Raw genomic sequence first — 16,639 nt, 5'->3', positions numbered from 1 at the left:
TTAACTCCGGGACACAGAGGCGAAAATGCCCTCGTCCGGCGACGAAAGTTGATGAGAGCTGGTTCGACTTTCCGGACGAAATAATCCAGACTTACACTAGAGATCGTCGACTCTAAAAAATCAATATTGAATAGTTTCTTGAATCTCGTTATGGCTTAACAATGAATCAGCGCTTTTCGTTCGCGGCCGTCCATCAAAACCGAAAGCGGTTTGTTAAAACGAACATGCTTAACAAACTCGGTTTCGTGCAACACCTCCTGTTGTTCCAGGGCTTCCAATTTCAGTTTCGATTTCTGCGACTGGTGCGGAACCGAGAAATATCCCACGTTCATGGAAGTAACATTGTGGAAGAAATGCGAACCCAGCGAGCCATCGAGCGGAAAATCGGGCAAACCCATTTCAATGATGATACGCGCCCGTGAAATACCCGACCATAACACCGGAATTCCGGTAAAGGGATCGCGCGACCCCCAACGCCCCGGCCCGATAAGGATATAGCCCTTGCCCAGATCATCTATTTTCTCGTTCAGTTGCTTAATTTCCGCAGCTATTTGTTTGGTTTTCATCCGGTCGAATTTTTCCGGGTCAACATACACCACATCCCTGATGTTTTGGATCATTCCGTTGCCCATACCGCGTTCGGCATACATAAACACCTTGTCGTCGGGTATCGCATTGATGTCAACTTCTACCTTCTCTTCAATCCTGATCAGTGGTTTTATCTGCAGTAGATACAAGGTTGGCAATCCGTTTTCGGCCGGTTCAATATCGATGGCGTATTCTATTTCCACCGGCGATCCCATGGCTTCCTTAAACAATTTCAACAAGAGTTGCAAAGCATCAGCCAGCGGCAGGTGATTGTATTTTAGTATGTTCGCAAAATCGATCACTTTAGGCCCGTTTCCCTGAATACCGGGAATCAGGTCGTCGTTCTCTATCGAATAAGTGGATGCCGAATGTTCCAGTGTTCCGTCCTCTTCGGCCTCTTTTATGCGGTATTTTTGGATGGCTGCATCCTCGCCACCGCCAACCAGATCAAAATCAGGTTTTGCCAGATCGATGGCATAAAACTGCTTTTGGGTATCGCGTAACTGGTCCTTTAAGGACGAGGCATTCAGGTTCGGATACCGTGGGCAAAAACGAAACGAATTCTCGCCACCCACCACGTACATTCCCAGTCCAACGGCTGCAACCGAAAAGCCGTCGTTCGGTTCCATATACGAAATGGGATAGTAATTATATGATTGTGCCACCCCCGAAAGCGTTGGGTAAAACTTGTTATTGTAATCGTGACCCACTACTTCCTGGATGATCACAGCCATTTTTTCTTCTTCGATCTTGTAATTCACCGCATCGAAATAAGCTTGTGCCGAGTCGGTAAAAATACTCGAATACACCAGTTTGATGGCGGTTTCCAGCTGTCGGTAACGCACATTTATATCTTCATGATTATTCGGAATGAGGTAAGTTGCATATACTCCGGAGAAAGGTTGAAGCAGCGAATCTTCAAACAGCCCGGAAGAACGGACGGCAAGTGGACTGGTCATCACCTCCAGGTAATCCATGAGTTTTTTCCGCATCCGGTCGTCAAACTCCGAATCGAGGAAATGTTCGCGGATGGCATCATAATCATTCAGCGAATAAATATCGTCGTAGAGGTTGTTCATCTCCACAAACTTATCGAACTCCAGAGCGCCAATAACTGCCGTTGACGGAATGCGAATGTTCATGTTGGGTATGAACTTCAGGAAATCGATATTTTCGATGAAATTACAGATGAAAGCCACACCTCTCCCCTTTCCGCCCAGCGAGCCTTTGGCCATGCGCACAATATAGCGGTTTGAATTGACTACCTCTTTGTCGAAATTCACGATGGTGCCCCGCAATTTCTCGAACCTGACTGTCGTGAAAACATCGAGGCAGAACTGGCGCAGCAATTCGGGCGAATCGAAATCCGATAACTGAACCGGGCGCAAACGTTCGGCCATGTTGATCTCGCCACGCGCCATCAGCCAGGTCGAAAAGGAGTTCCGGCTACCATGGTATTGCAATGCTCCTGCCGGAATTACACGCAACTTCTCCTGGAATTCACTCAGGTTTCGTGCTTCAGAAATCGGAAGGCCGTCCATTCCTTTAAACACAAAATTACCAAATCCCAAACGGCGGTACAGGAAATTCAGAATGTCCATCGACAAACTTTCCGAGTTTTTATTTATAAAATCGGCACCGATTTCTTTGGCACGTTGCGCATTGGTTATATCGTGCGACTGCAACAGCAACGGGATCGGAAACTTGCGCGTTCGGTTGGCATATTTCAACAATTCGATACCAGCGTCTTCATTCTCCTTTCCATCTTTTTCGAATTTTACATCCGAAATCACACAAAGCATATAACGGCGGTAACTGTTAATGAATTTTACCGCTTCCTCGTAATTATCCACCAGAATAACCTTTGGGCGCGCGCGCATCCTGAGGATCTTATGCAGCTCGTCCTTGGCATCTTCTTTCACCAGCACCTGCGTTTGGGTCATCACGGTGGTAAACAAAACCGGCAGGTAACGCGAATAATACTGAATGCTGTCCTCTACCAGCAGAATGACCCGGACATTTCCGTTTTGTGTATCGCGGGCCACGTTTTTTATGTCTTCGATGTATTTGATCATGGCCATAAAAACATTCGAATTACCGTTCCACACAAAAATGCGGTCGATGAAATCGAACTTACGTTTCTCTAGCTGAAAATAACGCAGATCGGCATTGTTGTTTACGAGTAAAAGCAAGGGAACACGCGGGCGCATATTCCTGATGGCCTTTGCCGTGTCAACCGGCGAATCTTTATCCACCCCCGCCATTACAATGATCAGGTCGAAATCAAGGTGTTCCAGTGTGAGCAAGGCATCTTCTTTGGTGTGTACACTGGTAAAACGCGGTGCCGCATACAAATTCAGCTGCAGGTATTCTCCAAAGATCTTATCACTGAACTGCCCCTCGCGAACGATGGAATACGAATCATACAAAGTCGCGATCAGCAGTACCTCCTTTACTTTTGTGGGCATCAGTTCCTGAAAAATATCACGGTCGGTTTTCCGCTTTTTATATAGGGTAGTCAAAGAAATATTGTCGATATCCATCTGTTCGAATTTAGATTTTGAAGTTAGCCAATTTTTGGTTTTTGTTGCTGAAATCCGGACACAAAAAATCCAGAAGAAAGCTCTCCTGGATCTAAGATACTTAGTCATCAGCTCACTCCCAGTTTGAACAGAAAGTGAGCAGATGACTTGCTATGCTCTAATCTACTTATACTGTAAGGATGTCATCTTTTAAAAAGATGACATCCTTTTACTTTTTACGGTTAGTCTAATTTGTGAATCACCAAACCCGAGCGAAGTTTTGGCTCGAACCAGGTGGTTTTTGGCGGCATAATATTTCCGCTGTCGGCAATGTTGATCAGTTGATCCATTGACACCGGATACAAGGCAAAAGCTGCTTTCATTTCACCCGAATCAACGCGGCGTTTCAATTCGCCCAAACCGCGGATTCCTCCAACAAAATCGATACGTTTCGAAGTACGTAAATCTTTAATGTCGAGGATTGGATCGAGTACCTGTTTCGAAAGGATGGTTACATCCAGAATTCCGATCGGGTCTGAATCATCAAACGTGCCTTCTTTGGCTGTGAGTTTGTACCAGTTTCCTGAAAGGTACAGGCTGAACTCGTGCAATTTGCCGGGTTTGTAAATTTCCGGGCCCATATTTTCCACATCAAAACCCTTCGACAGTTCAGCAAGAAAATCCACTTCCGACAGTCCGTTCAAATCAGCTACCACTCGGTTATAGTCAATGATCTGCAACTGGTTATCCGGAAAATGAACCGCCATAAAAAAGTTGTATTCCTCATCACCGGTATGACTTGGATTCTGAGCTGTTTTTTCCAAGCCAATACGAGCCGCAGCTGCCGTACGGTGATGCCCGTCGGCAACATAGGTAAACGGAACTTTTTCAGCAAAAAGCTGCTCGAGTTTAGTATTTGTTTCAGCGTCGTTAATGGTCCAGAAATGATGTCCGAAACCATCCTCGGCTGTAAAATCGTAATCTGCGTCCTGATTTTTTACGATTGATTCAACAATCGCATCAATTTCAGGAACGGCTTTGTAGGCAAAAAATACCGGTTCGATGTTGGCATTCAGGTAACGCGTCAATACCATGCGGTCCTCCTCTTTTTCGGGGCGGGTAAGCTCGTGCTTTTTAATGATGCCGTTTTCGTAATCGGCACAGGCAGCTGCCCCCACGATACCGTATTGGGTGATACCATTCATGGTTTGCGCGTAAATGTAATACTTCGCCTGTTCGTCCTGCTTCAACCAGCCTTTCTCCTGAAAAGCCACGAAATTCTCCACGGCTTTGTTGTACACCGTTTCAGAATGAATGTCCTCAACTTCGGGACATTCGATCTCGGCTTTGGTAATGCGCAGCAAAGATTTTTCTTTTCCTTCAGCCATTTGCGCCGCTTCCTCCGAGTTCATTACATCGTAAGGTAAACAAGCCAGTTCTTCAACAATTCCACTTTCAGGTCGAAGGCCTTTAAAAGGTTTTATAATTGCCATATTATTTTTTACAGTTATTGTGTTAATGAGTATTTGAGTGAATGCGTAAGTTTCACCCGGTAACCTAACACAGATTTTGAAGCAAAAATAGCTATTTATTCAGTTTCCTATTTAAATATTTTTTGTACCCCGCAGCTAATTTCGATAATTCGACCAAATTTGTTCTTGACTCTACATATTTTTGTTCATCCATATAATTTCTTCGGAATGCGATTGTAGAACAAGCCAAACATTCTCGAATTGAGCCACGAACTATGCGCAAATATCTTATGGCTAACGGTATACTCTCGCCATAACCTTCTGCAATATTCAGCGAAATCGAAGTTGCAGCCCGGTTCAATTGGCTTCCTAATTCAAAGCGTTCTTCTTTCGGAAACAGCATTACCAAATCGTAAACAACGTCAGTGTAATCGAGTGACTTTTTGTACAATTCCAACGATTCAAAATCGAAGAAAGTGGAATGAGGATAGTTTTTCATAATAATTGATTTTTAATTGAAATCAAAAGTTACAAAAAACTGAGCTCTTTACTCAATCACCCATTTACCCAATCACTATTCTTACTTATTCACCTGATGAGTAGCATCATTGTTTTCGAAATAGCCGACAATTTGCTCGGCGGCAGCAACACCTGCGTTGAGGTTAGCTTCAGCCGTTTGTGCACCGGCCTTTTTAGGTGTAAAGAAATACCTTCCGGGGAATTTCTCAACAAACTCAGCTTCGGCATCCGGAGTGAGGTCCGACATGTATTTGATGCCCGGTTTCTCTTCCATTATTTTAATGAGATCGGGCTCGTTGATTACTTCTTTGCGGGCAGTGTTTACGATGATACTTCCATCTTTCAGATGCTTCAGAATATCGTAGCTTACCGATTTAATATGCACACCCCGCGCAGGCACATGAATGGAAACAATGTCGCTTTTTTCGTATAACTGCTCGAGTGAGTTGGTTACTTTCAGACCAATTGCTGCAGCGGCTCCTTTACTGTATTGGGTGTAAACGATCACTTTCATTCCCATGGCGCGAGCAATACGGAAAACATTGCGGGCGACATATCCAAAACCATGCAAACCAAGTGTTCGTCCGCGCATTTCGCCACCCGGTTTTCCCGAATACAACTCGCGTAACCCAAAAATCGCCAACCCGATAGCCAGTTCGGCCACCGCGTTCGCATTTTGTCCGGGTGTATTCATCACAACAATGTTTCGTTTCGTGGCAGCTTCCAGATCAACATTGTCGTAACCGGCACCTGCACGTACAACGATCTTTAATTTCTTTCCGGCTTCGAGGACTTCCTCATCAAACTTGTCACTACGGATAATGGCGGCTTCCACATCGGCAACCGCGTCAAGCAATTCCGGTTTCGACGCATAACGCTCGAGCATAACTAGCTCGTAGTTTTCCTTATCAAATATTTTACTGATTTTTTTTATGGCTACGGGAGCAAAGGGTTTTTCGGTAGCAATTAGGATTTTTCTCATCGTATTGATTTCTTTTTATTAAACTTGATTCACAAAAACTCATAAAAGTGAGAACGATTGGCAGCTCCTGAAAAACTGCCGATGAAAAAAATGCAGGACTTTCACCCTGCATTTTCTGAACTATTTGAACTATTTCGTTTTTTCAAATTCCTGCATGGTCTCTATCAGTGCCTTAACACTGTCGACCGGCATGGCATTGTAAATCGACGCCCTGAATCCTCCAACCGAACGGTGGCCTTTTATTCCAACCATTCCTCTCGCGGTTGCAAAATCGAGGAATTCTTTTTCTGCTTCTTCGTAGCCCGGAGCCATTACAAAAGTTACGTTCATTAGCGAACGGTCTTCTTTATTTGGCACAGTGCTCGCAAAAAGTTTATTACGATCGATTTCGTCGTAAAGCATTCCTGCTTTTTCGATGTTCACTTTTTCAATAGCTTCAACACCGCCAAGTTCTTTTAACCAGCGCAAGGTTTGTAAACTGGCAAAAACAGGAAGTGTTGATGGTGTATTAAACATCGATTCGCTACCGATGTGCGTACGGTAATCGAGCATTGTTGGGATCGGACGATCAATTTTCCCGAGTGCTTCGTCTTTAACAATCACCAGTGTTGCACCCGATGGTCCCAGGTTTTTCTGTGCTCCTGCATAAATGAGGTCGTATTTAGCCACATCAACCGGGCGCGAGAAAATATCAGACGACATATCAGCCACCAACGGAAGACTTACTTCCGGAGCATCCACCTTAGTACCAAAAATGGTATTGTTGCTGGTGTAGTGCAGGTAGCTGGCATCGGCTGGCACCTCGAATTGTTTTGGGATGTAGTTAAAATTGGCGTCGGCAGACGAAGCAACTTCCACCACTTCGCCAAAAAATTTGGCTTCTTTTATGGCTTTTTTCGACCACGCACCGGTGTTCAGGTAAGCGGCTTTTTTATCCATTAAATTGTAGGGCGCCATTAAAAACTGGAGACTGGCACCTCCCTGTAAGAAAAGTACAGAGTAGCCTTCCGGAACTTTTAGCAGTTCTTTTACCAACGCTACTGCTTCGTCCATAACTGCCACAAATTCTTTGCTGCGGTGCGACACTTCCATAACCGAAAGGCCGGTACCGGCAAAGTTCATAACAGCTTCGGCCGTCTTTTCCTTTGTGAATTCAGGCAGAATTGATGGTCCTGCATAAAAATTGTGCTTCTTCATAAATACAACAATTAAGGTGAATAATTTTTAATCCGTTCCTGTAAACACCTCTTCAAAGTTCAGGATAAATTGGTGTTTATCAGATGAGAAAAATCAAGTTTATATCTATTCTTATGAGTTTTAAAACATTGATATACAACACAGAATCAATTGACAGATGTCATTTATACTGTCAGCAACAGTTTAAGTTTTTCGGAATCAAGCTGTTGTTTTGTACAAATTTATTGGATTCTTGTTATTAATGGGTAGCAAAGGCATGAGAAATATCACTTTTTCGAGATATTTAAACAGAATTTAATTTGAAGTGATTTTTACGTTGTGATCTGAGGTAGGCAAACATGAAATTCAACAGCAGCACTACAAAAAAAATTTCCACATTTCCTTTTTCTGAAATGGAAGAATTACTGAATCAAAGTTGTATTCCAAATGAATTATCCCTTCGAAACATCGTTTTTATATTTTACTCAGTCTGAATACCTTCGAATAACTGCTCATTTAAATTTTGTGTTCCTTTTCTTCGAATACTTTGTGAAGGTTAATGGTGTCACTCTTCATGGCTCGTTTTTCACGTTTTTCGAGCCGCTTTTCCTTCATGCTTTTTTTGGGAGATTTTTTCGCACTTCGTTGTGCTTCATGGAACTTCGACATGGCTGCTAATTTTAAAATGAACAACTTATGTTATCGTTTCGCTCTCACAAAATTACACTGAAAATGAAACACCTACGCCATTTTAGAAGAATATATTTCTCTTGATTTCTTCGAGCTGAGAACAAGATTTCAAGAGGCTTTCGTAGCCGGATACCAATAAAAAAGGCTGCCTTATTAAAAGCAGCCCCTTCAGTTTTGATTCGTTTTATTGATCTAGATAAAAGGCAATTTTACGATTTCAGCAGGAATATTTTTATTCCTGATCTTTACAAAAATTTCGGTACCAAAAGCCGAATATTCTTTTGCCACGTAGCCCATTCCAATTCCTTCGTTCAGTACCGGCGACATGGTTCCCGATGTAACATGACCGATAACAGAATCTTCGGCATTTACCAGCTCGTAGCCGTGGCGCGGAATTCCACGTCCCCGCAACTTAAATCCACGCAGGCGGCGTGTCACTCCCTCGTTTTTCTGCATGGTCAGCAATTCGCGGTCGATAAATTCTCTTCCGTTGTTGAATTTGGTAATCCAGCCCAAACCGGCTTCAATCGGCGAAGTAGTATCGTCGATATCGTTTCCGTAGAGGCAGTACCCCATTTCCAAACGAAGCGTATCGCGTGCGGCCAAACCAATTGGCTTTATTCCCAATTCTTTACCGGCATCGAAAATGGCATACCAAACGTGTTCGGCAGTGTCGTTATTAAAATACAGCTCGAAACCACCGGCACCGGTGTATCCTGTTGCCGAGATGATCACATTGTCGACTCCCGCAAAACGATCGACAGTAAACGTATAGAATTTTATTTCTGAAAGATTTACATCGGTAAGTTTCTGCAAAACGGCAATGGCACGTGGCCCCTGAATGGCAAGCTGGCTCATGCTGTCGGAAGCATTTTCGAGCTCGGCTCCAATTTCCTCGTTCTGCTGAACAATCCAGTTCCAGTCTTTTTCGATGTTGGAAGCATTAACAACCAACAAGTATTTTTCGGAACTGTAACAATACACCAGGAGGTCGTCGACGATACCGCCTTTGCCGTTTGGCATGCAGCTGTATTGCGCCTGACCGGGAGCAAGATGCCTAGGATCGTTTGAATTGATCATTGCAACCAAATCAAGGGCTTTTGGCCCTTTCACCCAGATCTCGCCCATATGCGATACATCAAAAACACCAACTCCTTCACGAACGGTCATGTGTTCATCTTTGATACCCGAATATTCAATCGGCATCTCATATCCGGCAAATTCAACCATTTTTGCCCCAAGGCTTTTGTGTATCTTATTAAAAGCTGTAGTCTTCATTTTTTGCTTAGTAAATTAGGTGCAAAACTATAGATTAGGACTGTTCATTCACATGAAATTTATCAGTCATTAATTGGAATTATTCTTCCATAATTTTGCAAATTTGCCCGAAAGTACAAAAATGAACGACAGCTTTCAATACATTCGCACAAAACAAGTAGAAGAAATTTCAGCAGGCGACAATGAATTTCTTATTGAACTGGTTGACATCTTCCTTTCCCAAATACCTGATTTTGTGGCAAAAATGAAGACTGAACTGGAGGCAAAAAACTGGTTAAATCTGGCCCGTGAAGCACATACAGCAAAATCTTCGGCCATGACCTTTGGAATGGATGAAACAGGCGTGCTCTTAAAAAAAATTCAGTTGAACTGCGAGGAAAATGAATTGGAGCATGTACCCGAAATGGTAAAACATGCTGTGGAACAGTTGGAAGGTGCCGTCCCCGAACTGGAACAATTCAAAAAATCGCTTTAACTATATCTGAAAATGATAAACGAAACCATTGGTTGGGTCGGAAATATTTTATTCGCCGTATGTGGCATTCCGCAGGTAATAAAAACCTACCGCAGCAAAAGTGCAAAAGATTTGAGCCTCTTGTTTTTGTGGCTGTGGTTGTTGGGCGAGCTCTTAACTTTTGTCTACATTATAGTAGGAGATTGGGAAACAGGCATCGCCCATTTCCCACTCTATTTTAATTATATGGTGAATATTTTTATGGCGCTGTACCTGATCTGGGCCAAATACACCTACCCTAAAAAATATCCGGTTCATTAATTTTTGAACACCAGTTGTCCGTTTTGTACATCAACAACAATTGCTTTTTCTTTGTCGACTGTGCCCGCCAAAATCCGTTTCGAAAGTTCGTTCAGCACATTTCGCTGCAGCACACGTTTTACGGGACGAGCTCCAAAATGCGGATCATAGCCAATCGTTGCCAGGTAATCGGTGGCTTCTGGTGTGATGGTAATTTTAATATCGGCTCCCGACATGCGTTTTACAACCTGGTTGAACTGTAATTTCACAATCTCACGAATAGCGTCTTTTGACAGCGGTGTAAATACGATCGTTTCATCAATGCGGTTCAAAAATTCCGGTCTGATGGTTTTTCGCAGCAGTTCGAGCAACTGATTTTGCGTTTTCTCCAGTACCATCAGTTCATTCTCATCGCTCATGGTCTCATAATTCTCCTGAATGATGTGCGAGCCGAGGTTCGATGTCATAATAATAATGGTGTTTTTGAAATTCACCGTCCGGCCTTTGTTATCGGTCAAACGCCCGTCATCGAGCACCTGAAGCAGTACGTTGAACACATCGGGATGTGCTTTTTCAATCTCGTCGAAAAGGACTACCGAGTAAGGTTTGTGGCGAACAGCTTCGGTCAGCTGGCCACCTTCGTCGTAACCAACGTATCCAGGAGGCGATCCGATCAGTCGGGTCACCGAGAATTTTTCCTGATATTCCGACATATCGATACGCGTGATCATGTTATCGTCGTTAAACAGGTATTCAGCCAGTGACTTTGCCAGCTCGGTTTTACCTACTCCCGTTGTTCCGAGGAAAATAAACGAACCAATCGGACGCTTGTCATCCTGCAATCCTGCCCTGCTTCGGCGAACAGCATCAGAAACAGCAATAATGGCCTCATCCTGACCGATAACGCGTTTGTGCAGTTCGTCTTCCATGTGCAACAGTTTTTCACGCTCGCTCTGCAACATTTTGGTAACCGGAATTCCGGTCCAGCGGGCCACCACTTCAGCAATGTCTTCGGTATCCACTTCTTCCTTAATCAGGCTCTCGCCTTTTTTCATCTCCTCGAATTCCTGCTGAAGCCTTTCGATATCGGCTTCGGCTTCTTTTACTTTGCCATAGCGCAATTCTGCTACCTTTCCGTAATCTCCCTGACGCTCGGCCTGCTCGGCTTCAAACTTCAGTTGGTCGATCTCTTCTTTTCTTTTCTGAATAGCTTCGATTACCGCTTTTTCCGATTCCCATTTGGCGCGCAAACGCGACTGCTCTTCTTTCAGGTTCGAAATCTCCACATTTAAAGCCTCCAGCTTTTTCTTATCGTTTTCACGTTTAATAGCTTCGCGTTCAATCTCGAGCTGTTTTACCCGGCGCTGAATCTCATCCAGTTCCTCGGGTACAGAATCAATCTCAAGCCGAAGTTTAGCAGCAGCCTCATCCATCAAGTCGATTGCCTTATCGGGCAGAAAACGATCGGAAATATAACGCTGCGATAATTCAACCGCGGCAATAATTGCATCATCTTTTATCTGCACCTTGTGGTGGTTTTCGTACTTTTCCTTAATTCCACGTAAAATGGAGATTGCGCTCAAGGTATCCGGTTCATCCACATGAACGATCTGAAAACGACGCTCCAGGGCTTTATCCTTTTCGAAGTATTTTTGATACTCGGCCAAAGTGGTTGCACCAATGGCACGCAACTCTCCCCTTGCCAAAGCAGGTTTCAGAATATTGGCCGCATCCATGGCACCCTCGCTTTTCCCGGCCCCAACCAACGTGTGTATCTCATCGATAAACAAGACCACCTCGTCATTTGACTGTACGACCTCATTTACAACTGCTTTCAAACGTTCTTCGAATTCACCTTTGTATTTGGCTCCTGCAATCAGTGCACCCATATCGAGCGAGAAAACCTGTTTCGATTTCAGGTTTTCAGGAACGTCACCTCGCACAATCCGGTGTGCCAAACCTTCGGCAATAGCTGTTTTCCCTGTTCCCGGTTCGCCCAAAAGAATCGGATTATTTTTGGTACGACGCGAAAGTATCTGCAATATCCTGCGGATCTCTTCATCGCGGCCAATCACCGGATCAAGTTTACCCAACCTGGCACGTTCGTTCAGGTTAATGGCAAAACGATTCAGCGAATTAAATTTGTCTTCGGCAGTCTGGCTGTCCACCTTCGATCCCTTTCTGAGTTCTTCAACCGCCAGTTTTAATTCCTTTTTGGTAATACCATTGTCTTTCATCAACTGACTGGTAGAATCTTTAACCTCAAGCAGACCCAATAAAATGTGTTCAACCGAAACATACTGGTCGCCCATTTCCTGGGCAAGCCCCAATGCTTTTTGCAAAGCCTGGTTGGCACCCGATGATAAATAAGCTTCGCCACCCGATACTTTCGGATACGATTCAACGATTTTATTTAATGCTTGCTGAAAAATGGAAGTGTTCACCCCCAGTTTTTTAAGCAAAAATTCGCTCACATTCTCCGCCGAATGCATTACACCCCGCAGTATATGACCGGTTTCAATGGCTTGTTGATTATTGGCCTGCGCAATTTGAAAAGCCTGTTGAATGGCTTCCTGCGACTTTATGGTAAAATTGTTCATATTCATAGCTGCATTCCTTTCAATAATTCGACAAGTCACAATTCAAAACTCAAGCCATAACTTACTGAATGACAGTTTGTCTCGAAGAATACAAAAAGAATGAAACTATTTCAGAAAATGAATAAAAAGAAGGTAAATATGGCAGTTGAAAGCACAAAAAAACAGGAATGATCAATATCACTCCTGTTTCCTAACCTAACCAAATCTATTCTCTATGAAAAAACACTAAAACTATTCAAATTTTATATTCACAAAAATACGGTGGAATTTAGTTAACGCATACCAACGTAAGTTAAAGAATGTTAACGTCCAAAATTGGTTATTTTTAAGGTTTGGCTGAAAGCCCCGAAAATAAAAACATGCGGCAAAATAATGCACGAAATTCTCTGGTGAAGATTACAAATAAAATCATCGAACTCCTGATTCAATCAGTCAAATAATTCGAGAATAAGGAGCAAATGTTAAAAACAAGATATGAAAATATTGTACTACTTTCATATAGAAATATTTATCACTATACTTCAGTCACTTAAGCCCTTAAAAACTTTCAATTTTTAAAAAATAAGAGTACTTTAGCTGCCCGTTTTTAAAACGATTCTAATTCTAATTTATATAACTAAAAAATACATTTTATGGCAAAGCATGTATATACCTTCGGGGCTGGAAAAGCAGAAGGTAAAGCAGACATGAAAAACCTCCTGGGAGGTAAAGGTGCGAACCTGGCAGAAATGAACCTTATCGGTGTGCCCGTTCCTCCGGGATTTACTATTACCACCGAAGTTTGTACCATGTACAACGAAAAAGGCCAGCAAGCAACTTTCGACTTGATTAAACCTGAAGTTGAAGCAGCTGTTGCTTTAGTTGAAGAACTTACAGGTACAGTATTCGGAAGCAAGGAAAACCCTTGTTTGATGTCGGTTCGTTCAGGAGCACGTGCATCAATGCCTGGCATGATGGATACCGTGTTAAACCTTGGAATGAATGATGATGCTGTTGAAGGTATCGCAAAAAAATCAGGCAATTCTCGTTTTGCCTGGGATTCATACCGTCGTTTTGTACAAATGTACGGCGATGTTGTTATGGGAATGAAACCTGAAAGTAAAGAGGAAATTGATCCATTCGAAGAAATTATTGAAAATTTAAAAGAAGAAAAAGGAATACACCTTGATACTGATTTTACAACAGACGATTTAAAAGAATTAGTAAGACGTTTTAAAGCAGCAGTAAAAGCACAAACCGGAAAAGATTTCCCAACCGATCCATGGGAACAACTTTGGGGATCTGTTGCCGCAGTATTTGGTAGCTGGAACAATCCACGTGCTATTTATTATCGCAGAATGGAACAAATTCCTGACGAGTGGGGGACTGCAGTTAACTGCCAGGCAATGGTATTTGGTAATATGGGCCAAAATTCAGGAACCGGAGTTTGTTTCTCACGTGATGCCGCTACCGGAGAAGATATTTTCAACGGTGAATATCTAATTGATGCACAGGGAGAAGATGTTGTTGCAGGTATTCGTACGCCACAGGAAATTACCCTGGAAGGCTCTAAAAGATGGGCTGCACTTCAGGGAATTAGCGAAGAAGAAAGAGCTTCAAAATATCCTTCACTGGAAGAGTTTATGCCGGAAATGTATCGCCAGCTGAATGAAACTCAGCAGAAATTAGAAGATCACTACAGCGATATGCAAGACATGGAATTCACCATACAGGAAGGTAAATTATGGTTGCTGCAAACCCGTAACGGTAAACGTACCGGTGCTGCGATGGTAAATATTGCCATTGACATGTTGGAAGAAGGTAGAATTGATGAAAAAACTGCACTGAAAAGAATCGACGCTGCAAAATTAGATGAATTGCTACACCCTGTTTTTGATACAGCAGCAATGAAATCGGCTACTGTTTTGGCAAAAGGTTTACCAGCGTCTCCGGGTGCTGCAACCGGTCAGGTTGTATTCTTTGCTGACGAGGCAAGTAAATATCCCGAATCGTTACTGGTACGTGTTGAAACTTCACCTGAAGATTTGGAAGGAATGAACATTGCCAAAGGTATTTTAACAGCTCGTGGTGGTATGACTTCTCACGCTGCTGTTGTTGCCCGCGGAATGGGAAAATGCTGTGTGTCGGGTGCCGGTGCTGTAAAAATTAATTACAAAACCCGCGTAATGACCATCGATGGAAAAGAATTCCACGAAGGTGACTGGATTTCGTTAAACGGAACTACAGGTGAAGTTTATGAAGGTAAAGTAGCAACAATGGATCCTGAATTAAGCGGAAACTTTGCAAAAATCATGGAACTTGCCGACAAATATACTCGTATGGCTGTTCGTACCAACGCCGACTCACCTGCTGATGCAAAAGTTGCACGCGACTTTGGTGCACAGGGAATTGGTCTTTGCCGTACAGAGCACATGTTCTTCGAAGGTGAAAGAATTAAAGCAATGCGCGAAATGATTTTAGCTAAAACTGAAACTGAACGCCGTAAAGCTTTGGATAAATTATTGCCTTACCAACGTGAAGACTTCGAAGGAATTCTGGAAGCAATGGCCGGATATGGTGTAACCATCCGTTTACTTGATCCGCCATTACACGAATTTGTACCACATGAAGAAGCCAACCAAAAAGAGATGGCTGATGAAATGGGAATTTCCGTTGAAGATGTTAAAGCATTGGTAGAAGATTTACATGAGTTTAACCCGATGTTAGGTCACCGTGGTTGCCGTTTAGGAAATACATATCCTGAAATTACTGAAATGCAGGCTCGTGCAATTATTGAAGCTGCCGTAAACCTGAAGAAAAAGGGCGTTGACGCAAAACCTGAAATTATGGTTCCGCTTATTGGTACGGTAAAAGAATTTAAATTGCAGGCCGATATTATTAATGCAACTGCCAAAAAGGTTTTTGAAGAAAAAGGAGCAACTTGTGACTACCTGGTTGGAACAATGATTGAGATTCCACGTGCTGCAATGACTGCTGATTTAGTAGCCGAGCATGCCGAGTTCTTCTCATTCGGAACAAACGACCTTACACAGATGACCTTTGGTTATTCGCGTGATGATGCAGGTAAATTTTTACCAATCTACATTGAAAAAGGTATCTTGAAAAACGATCCGTTCCAGGTTCTTGACCAGGAAGGTGTTGGCCAGGTGGTAAAAATTGGTGTAGATAAAGGCCGCAGCACAAAACCAAACCTGAAAGTTGGTATTTGTGGTGAGCATGGTGGTGAACCATCATCAGTTATGTTCTGCGACAGCGTTGGAATGGACTACGTAAGTTGTTCTCCATACCGCGTGCCAATTGCACGTGTTGCTGCTGCACAAGCAAATATTAAGTAGAAATTACTTAAGCAAAATAGTTAAGAGCTGCTCTTCGGAGTGGCTCTTTTTTTTCTAAAAGTTTTCATGTTATAAGTTCATCAATACCCATCCGCTCATCCTTACCTTCAAGCAAGGAAGGACGATCAGCCATCGTTGCATAGCAAAATCAGATCAATTCTTTGCAAGCTTCCATCTTTCTGGAAGCTGATCGTCTTTCCCTTCCTTGAAGGGAGATCTGCCCGGACAACCAGTCGGACGGGGACCGGAGTGAGGGTAAACTAATTATAAAAATCAGTAACTGCCTTTTCGGTTGGTAATTTGTCTGAATCATACGTATTTTATGGACTTCTCAATATTGAACGTAGAAATACGCATTCAACTTCACGTAGTTCTACGTATGCATTTCGCGTAGAAATACGCTTGTGTGTGCTGTATATCTTCGCGATATTTGTTTCACGGTTTTTTACAAAAGAAATGAAAACATTACATCAAAATATTACGACCATTTCACACCATTTAAATGTAAACTCAAAAACACTTAGGGTACCTTATATTAGCAATATCTCCGTGAATTACTCAACTTTTTTGTCCCACTCGATTACTGTCCCTCTTCCCTGAGCCCGGTGATAAAAAATAAGGTACAATATTCCAACCAGGGGCCACTTTTATTAGTGCCCCTTTTTTCTTGCCTTTTTTGAGAATTATTCGTCTTTATATAACCACGTGTCCAGCCAGCCATTT

At 42.9% G+C, this 16,639-nt stretch carries 11 protein-coding genes; 3 read left to right on the top strand and 8 right to left on the bottom strand.

Going from position 1 to position 16,639, the window contains the following annotated elements; genetic code table 11:
- Nucleotides 1-155: 155 nt before the first annotated feature.
- The 7 genes from HFD85_RS17845 to gcvT form a co-directional block, all read right to left on the bottom strand.
- On the bottom strand, nucleotides 156-3,131 hold the full coding sequence (locus tag HFD85_RS17845; protein ID WP_167612993.1) for a PEP/pyruvate-binding domain-containing protein: 2,976 nt from the start codon (nucleotides 3,129-3,131) through the stop codon (nucleotides 156-158).
- 221 nt (nucleotides 3,132-3,352) lie between these two features.
- Nucleotides 3,353-4,603 (bottom strand): DUF1015 domain-containing protein, encoded by a 1,251-nt coding sequence (locus HFD85_RS17840; protein ID WP_167612991.1) that lies wholly within the window; start codon nucleotides 4,601-4,603, stop codon nucleotides 3,353-3,355.
- A 91-nt stretch (nucleotides 4,604-4,694) separates the two neighbouring features.
- Complete coding sequence (locus HFD85_RS17835) at nucleotides 4,695-5,081, bottom strand: four helix bundle protein (protein WP_167612989.1); 387 nt, start codon at nucleotides 5,079-5,081, stop codon at nucleotides 4,695-4,697.
- An 81-nt stretch (nucleotides 5,082-5,162) separates the two neighbouring features.
- Nucleotides 5,163-6,083, bottom strand: a complete 921-nt coding sequence (locus HFD85_RS17830; RefSeq protein ID WP_167612987.1) for an NAD(P)-dependent oxidoreductase — start codon at nucleotides 6,081-6,083, stop codon at nucleotides 5,163-5,165.
- A 129-nt stretch (nucleotides 6,084-6,212) separates the two neighbouring features.
- The gene (gene serC / locus HFD85_RS17825) at nucleotides 6,213-7,280 is read right to left on the bottom strand and encodes a 3-phosphoserine/phosphohydroxythreonine transaminase (protein WP_167612985.1); all 1,068 of its coding nucleotides are present in this window, start codon (nucleotides 7,278-7,280) and stop codon (nucleotides 6,213-6,215) included.
- A 495-nt stretch (nucleotides 7,281-7,775) separates the two neighbouring features.
- Complete coding sequence (locus tag HFD85_RS17820) at nucleotides 7,776-7,928, bottom strand: hypothetical protein (RefSeq protein ID WP_167612983.1); 153 nt, start codon at nucleotides 7,926-7,928, stop codon at nucleotides 7,776-7,778.
- 213 nt (nucleotides 7,929-8,141) lie between these two features.
- Entirely contained in the window at nucleotides 8,142-9,227 is a 1,086-nt protein-coding gene (gcvT, locus tag HFD85_RS17815) for a glycine cleavage system aminomethyltransferase GcvT (RefSeq protein WP_167612981.1), read from the bottom strand.
- 121 nt (nucleotides 9,228-9,348) lie between these two features.
- Between gcvT and HFD85_RS17810 the strand changes: the two genes are divergently transcribed.
- Nucleotides 9,349-9,702 carry an Hpt domain-containing protein gene (locus HFD85_RS17810; RefSeq protein ID WP_167612979.1) on the top strand — a complete coding sequence of 118 codons (354 nt, stop codon included), beginning with the start codon at nucleotides 9,349-9,351 and terminating at the stop codon, nucleotides 9,700-9,702.
- Nucleotides 9,703-9,714: 12 nt separating this feature from the next.
- Nucleotides 9,715-10,002 carry a PQ-loop repeat-containing protein gene (locus HFD85_RS17805; RefSeq protein WP_167612977.1) on the top strand — a complete coding sequence of 96 codons (288 nt, stop codon included), beginning with the start codon at nucleotides 9,715-9,717 and terminating at the stop codon, nucleotides 10,000-10,002.
- Here the strand turns inward: HFD85_RS17805 and clpB are convergent.
- Nucleotides 9,999-12,587, bottom strand: a complete 2,589-nt coding sequence (gene clpB / locus HFD85_RS17800; protein WP_167612975.1) for an ATP-dependent chaperone ClpB — start codon at nucleotides 12,585-12,587, stop codon at nucleotides 9,999-10,001. The two genes, HFD85_RS17805 and clpB, sit on opposite strands and share 4 nt — an antisense overlap.
- Nucleotides 12,588-13,213: 626 nt before the next feature.
- Between clpB and ppdK the strand changes: the two genes are divergently transcribed.
- A complete protein-coding gene (ppdK, locus tag HFD85_RS17795; protein ID WP_167612973.1) occupies nucleotides 13,214-15,916 on the top strand; it encodes a pyruvate, phosphate dikinase in 2,703 nt (900 codons plus the stop codon).
- The last annotated feature ends 723 nt before the right edge of the window (nucleotides 15,917-16,639 follow it).

It is taken from the genome of Maribellus sediminis, from assembly GCF_011799805.1.
GTDB classification, from domain to species: domain Bacteria; phylum Bacteroidota; class Bacteroidia; order Bacteroidales; family Prolixibacteraceae; genus Draconibacterium; species Draconibacterium sediminis_A.
The sequence above is the reverse complement of the archived record's forward strand: the minus strand, read 5'-3'. Positions and strand labels throughout refer to the sequence as shown.

Bases quoted from the DNA above. Each gene is read 5' to 3' on its own strand.
- ppdK (WP_167612973.1), top strand. From the start codon at position 13,214: ATGGCAAAGCATGTATATACCTTCGGGGCTGGAAAAGCAGAAGGTAAA.
- serC (WP_167612985.1), bottom strand. From the start codon at position 7,280: ATGAAGAAGCACAATTTTTATGCAGGACCATCAATTCTGCCTGAATTC.
- HFD85_RS17820 (WP_167612983.1), bottom strand. From the start codon at position 7,928: ATGTCGAAGTTCCATGAAGCACAACGAAGTGCGAAAAAATCTCCCAAA.
- HFD85_RS17835 (WP_167612989.1), bottom strand. From the start codon at position 5,081: ATGAAAAACTATCCTCATTCCACTTTCTTCGATTTTGAATCGTTGGAA.
- gcvT (WP_167612981.1), bottom strand. From the start codon at position 9,227: ATGAAGACTACAGCTTTTAATAAGATACACAAAAGCCTTGGGGCAAAA.
- HFD85_RS17840 (WP_167612991.1), bottom strand. From the start codon at position 4,603: ATGGCAATTATAAAACCTTTTAAAGGCCTTCGACCTGAAAGTGGAATT.
- clpB (WP_167612975.1), bottom strand. From the start codon at position 12,587: ATGAATATGAACAATTTTACCATAAAGTCGCAGGAAGCCATTCAACAG.
- HFD85_RS17845 (WP_167612993.1), bottom strand. From the start codon at position 3,131: ATGGATATCGACAATATTTCTTTGACTACCCTATATAAAAAGCGGAAA.
- HFD85_RS17830 (WP_167612987.1), bottom strand. From the start codon at position 6,083: ATGAGAAAAATCCTAATTGCTACCGAAAAACCCTTTGCTCCCGTAGCC.
- HFD85_RS17810 (WP_167612979.1), top strand. From the start codon at position 9,349: ATGAACGACAGCTTTCAATACATTCGCACAAAACAAGTAGAAGAAATT.
- HFD85_RS17805 (WP_167612977.1), top strand. From the start codon at position 9,715: ATGATAAACGAAACCATTGGTTGGGTCGGAAATATTTTATTCGCCGTA.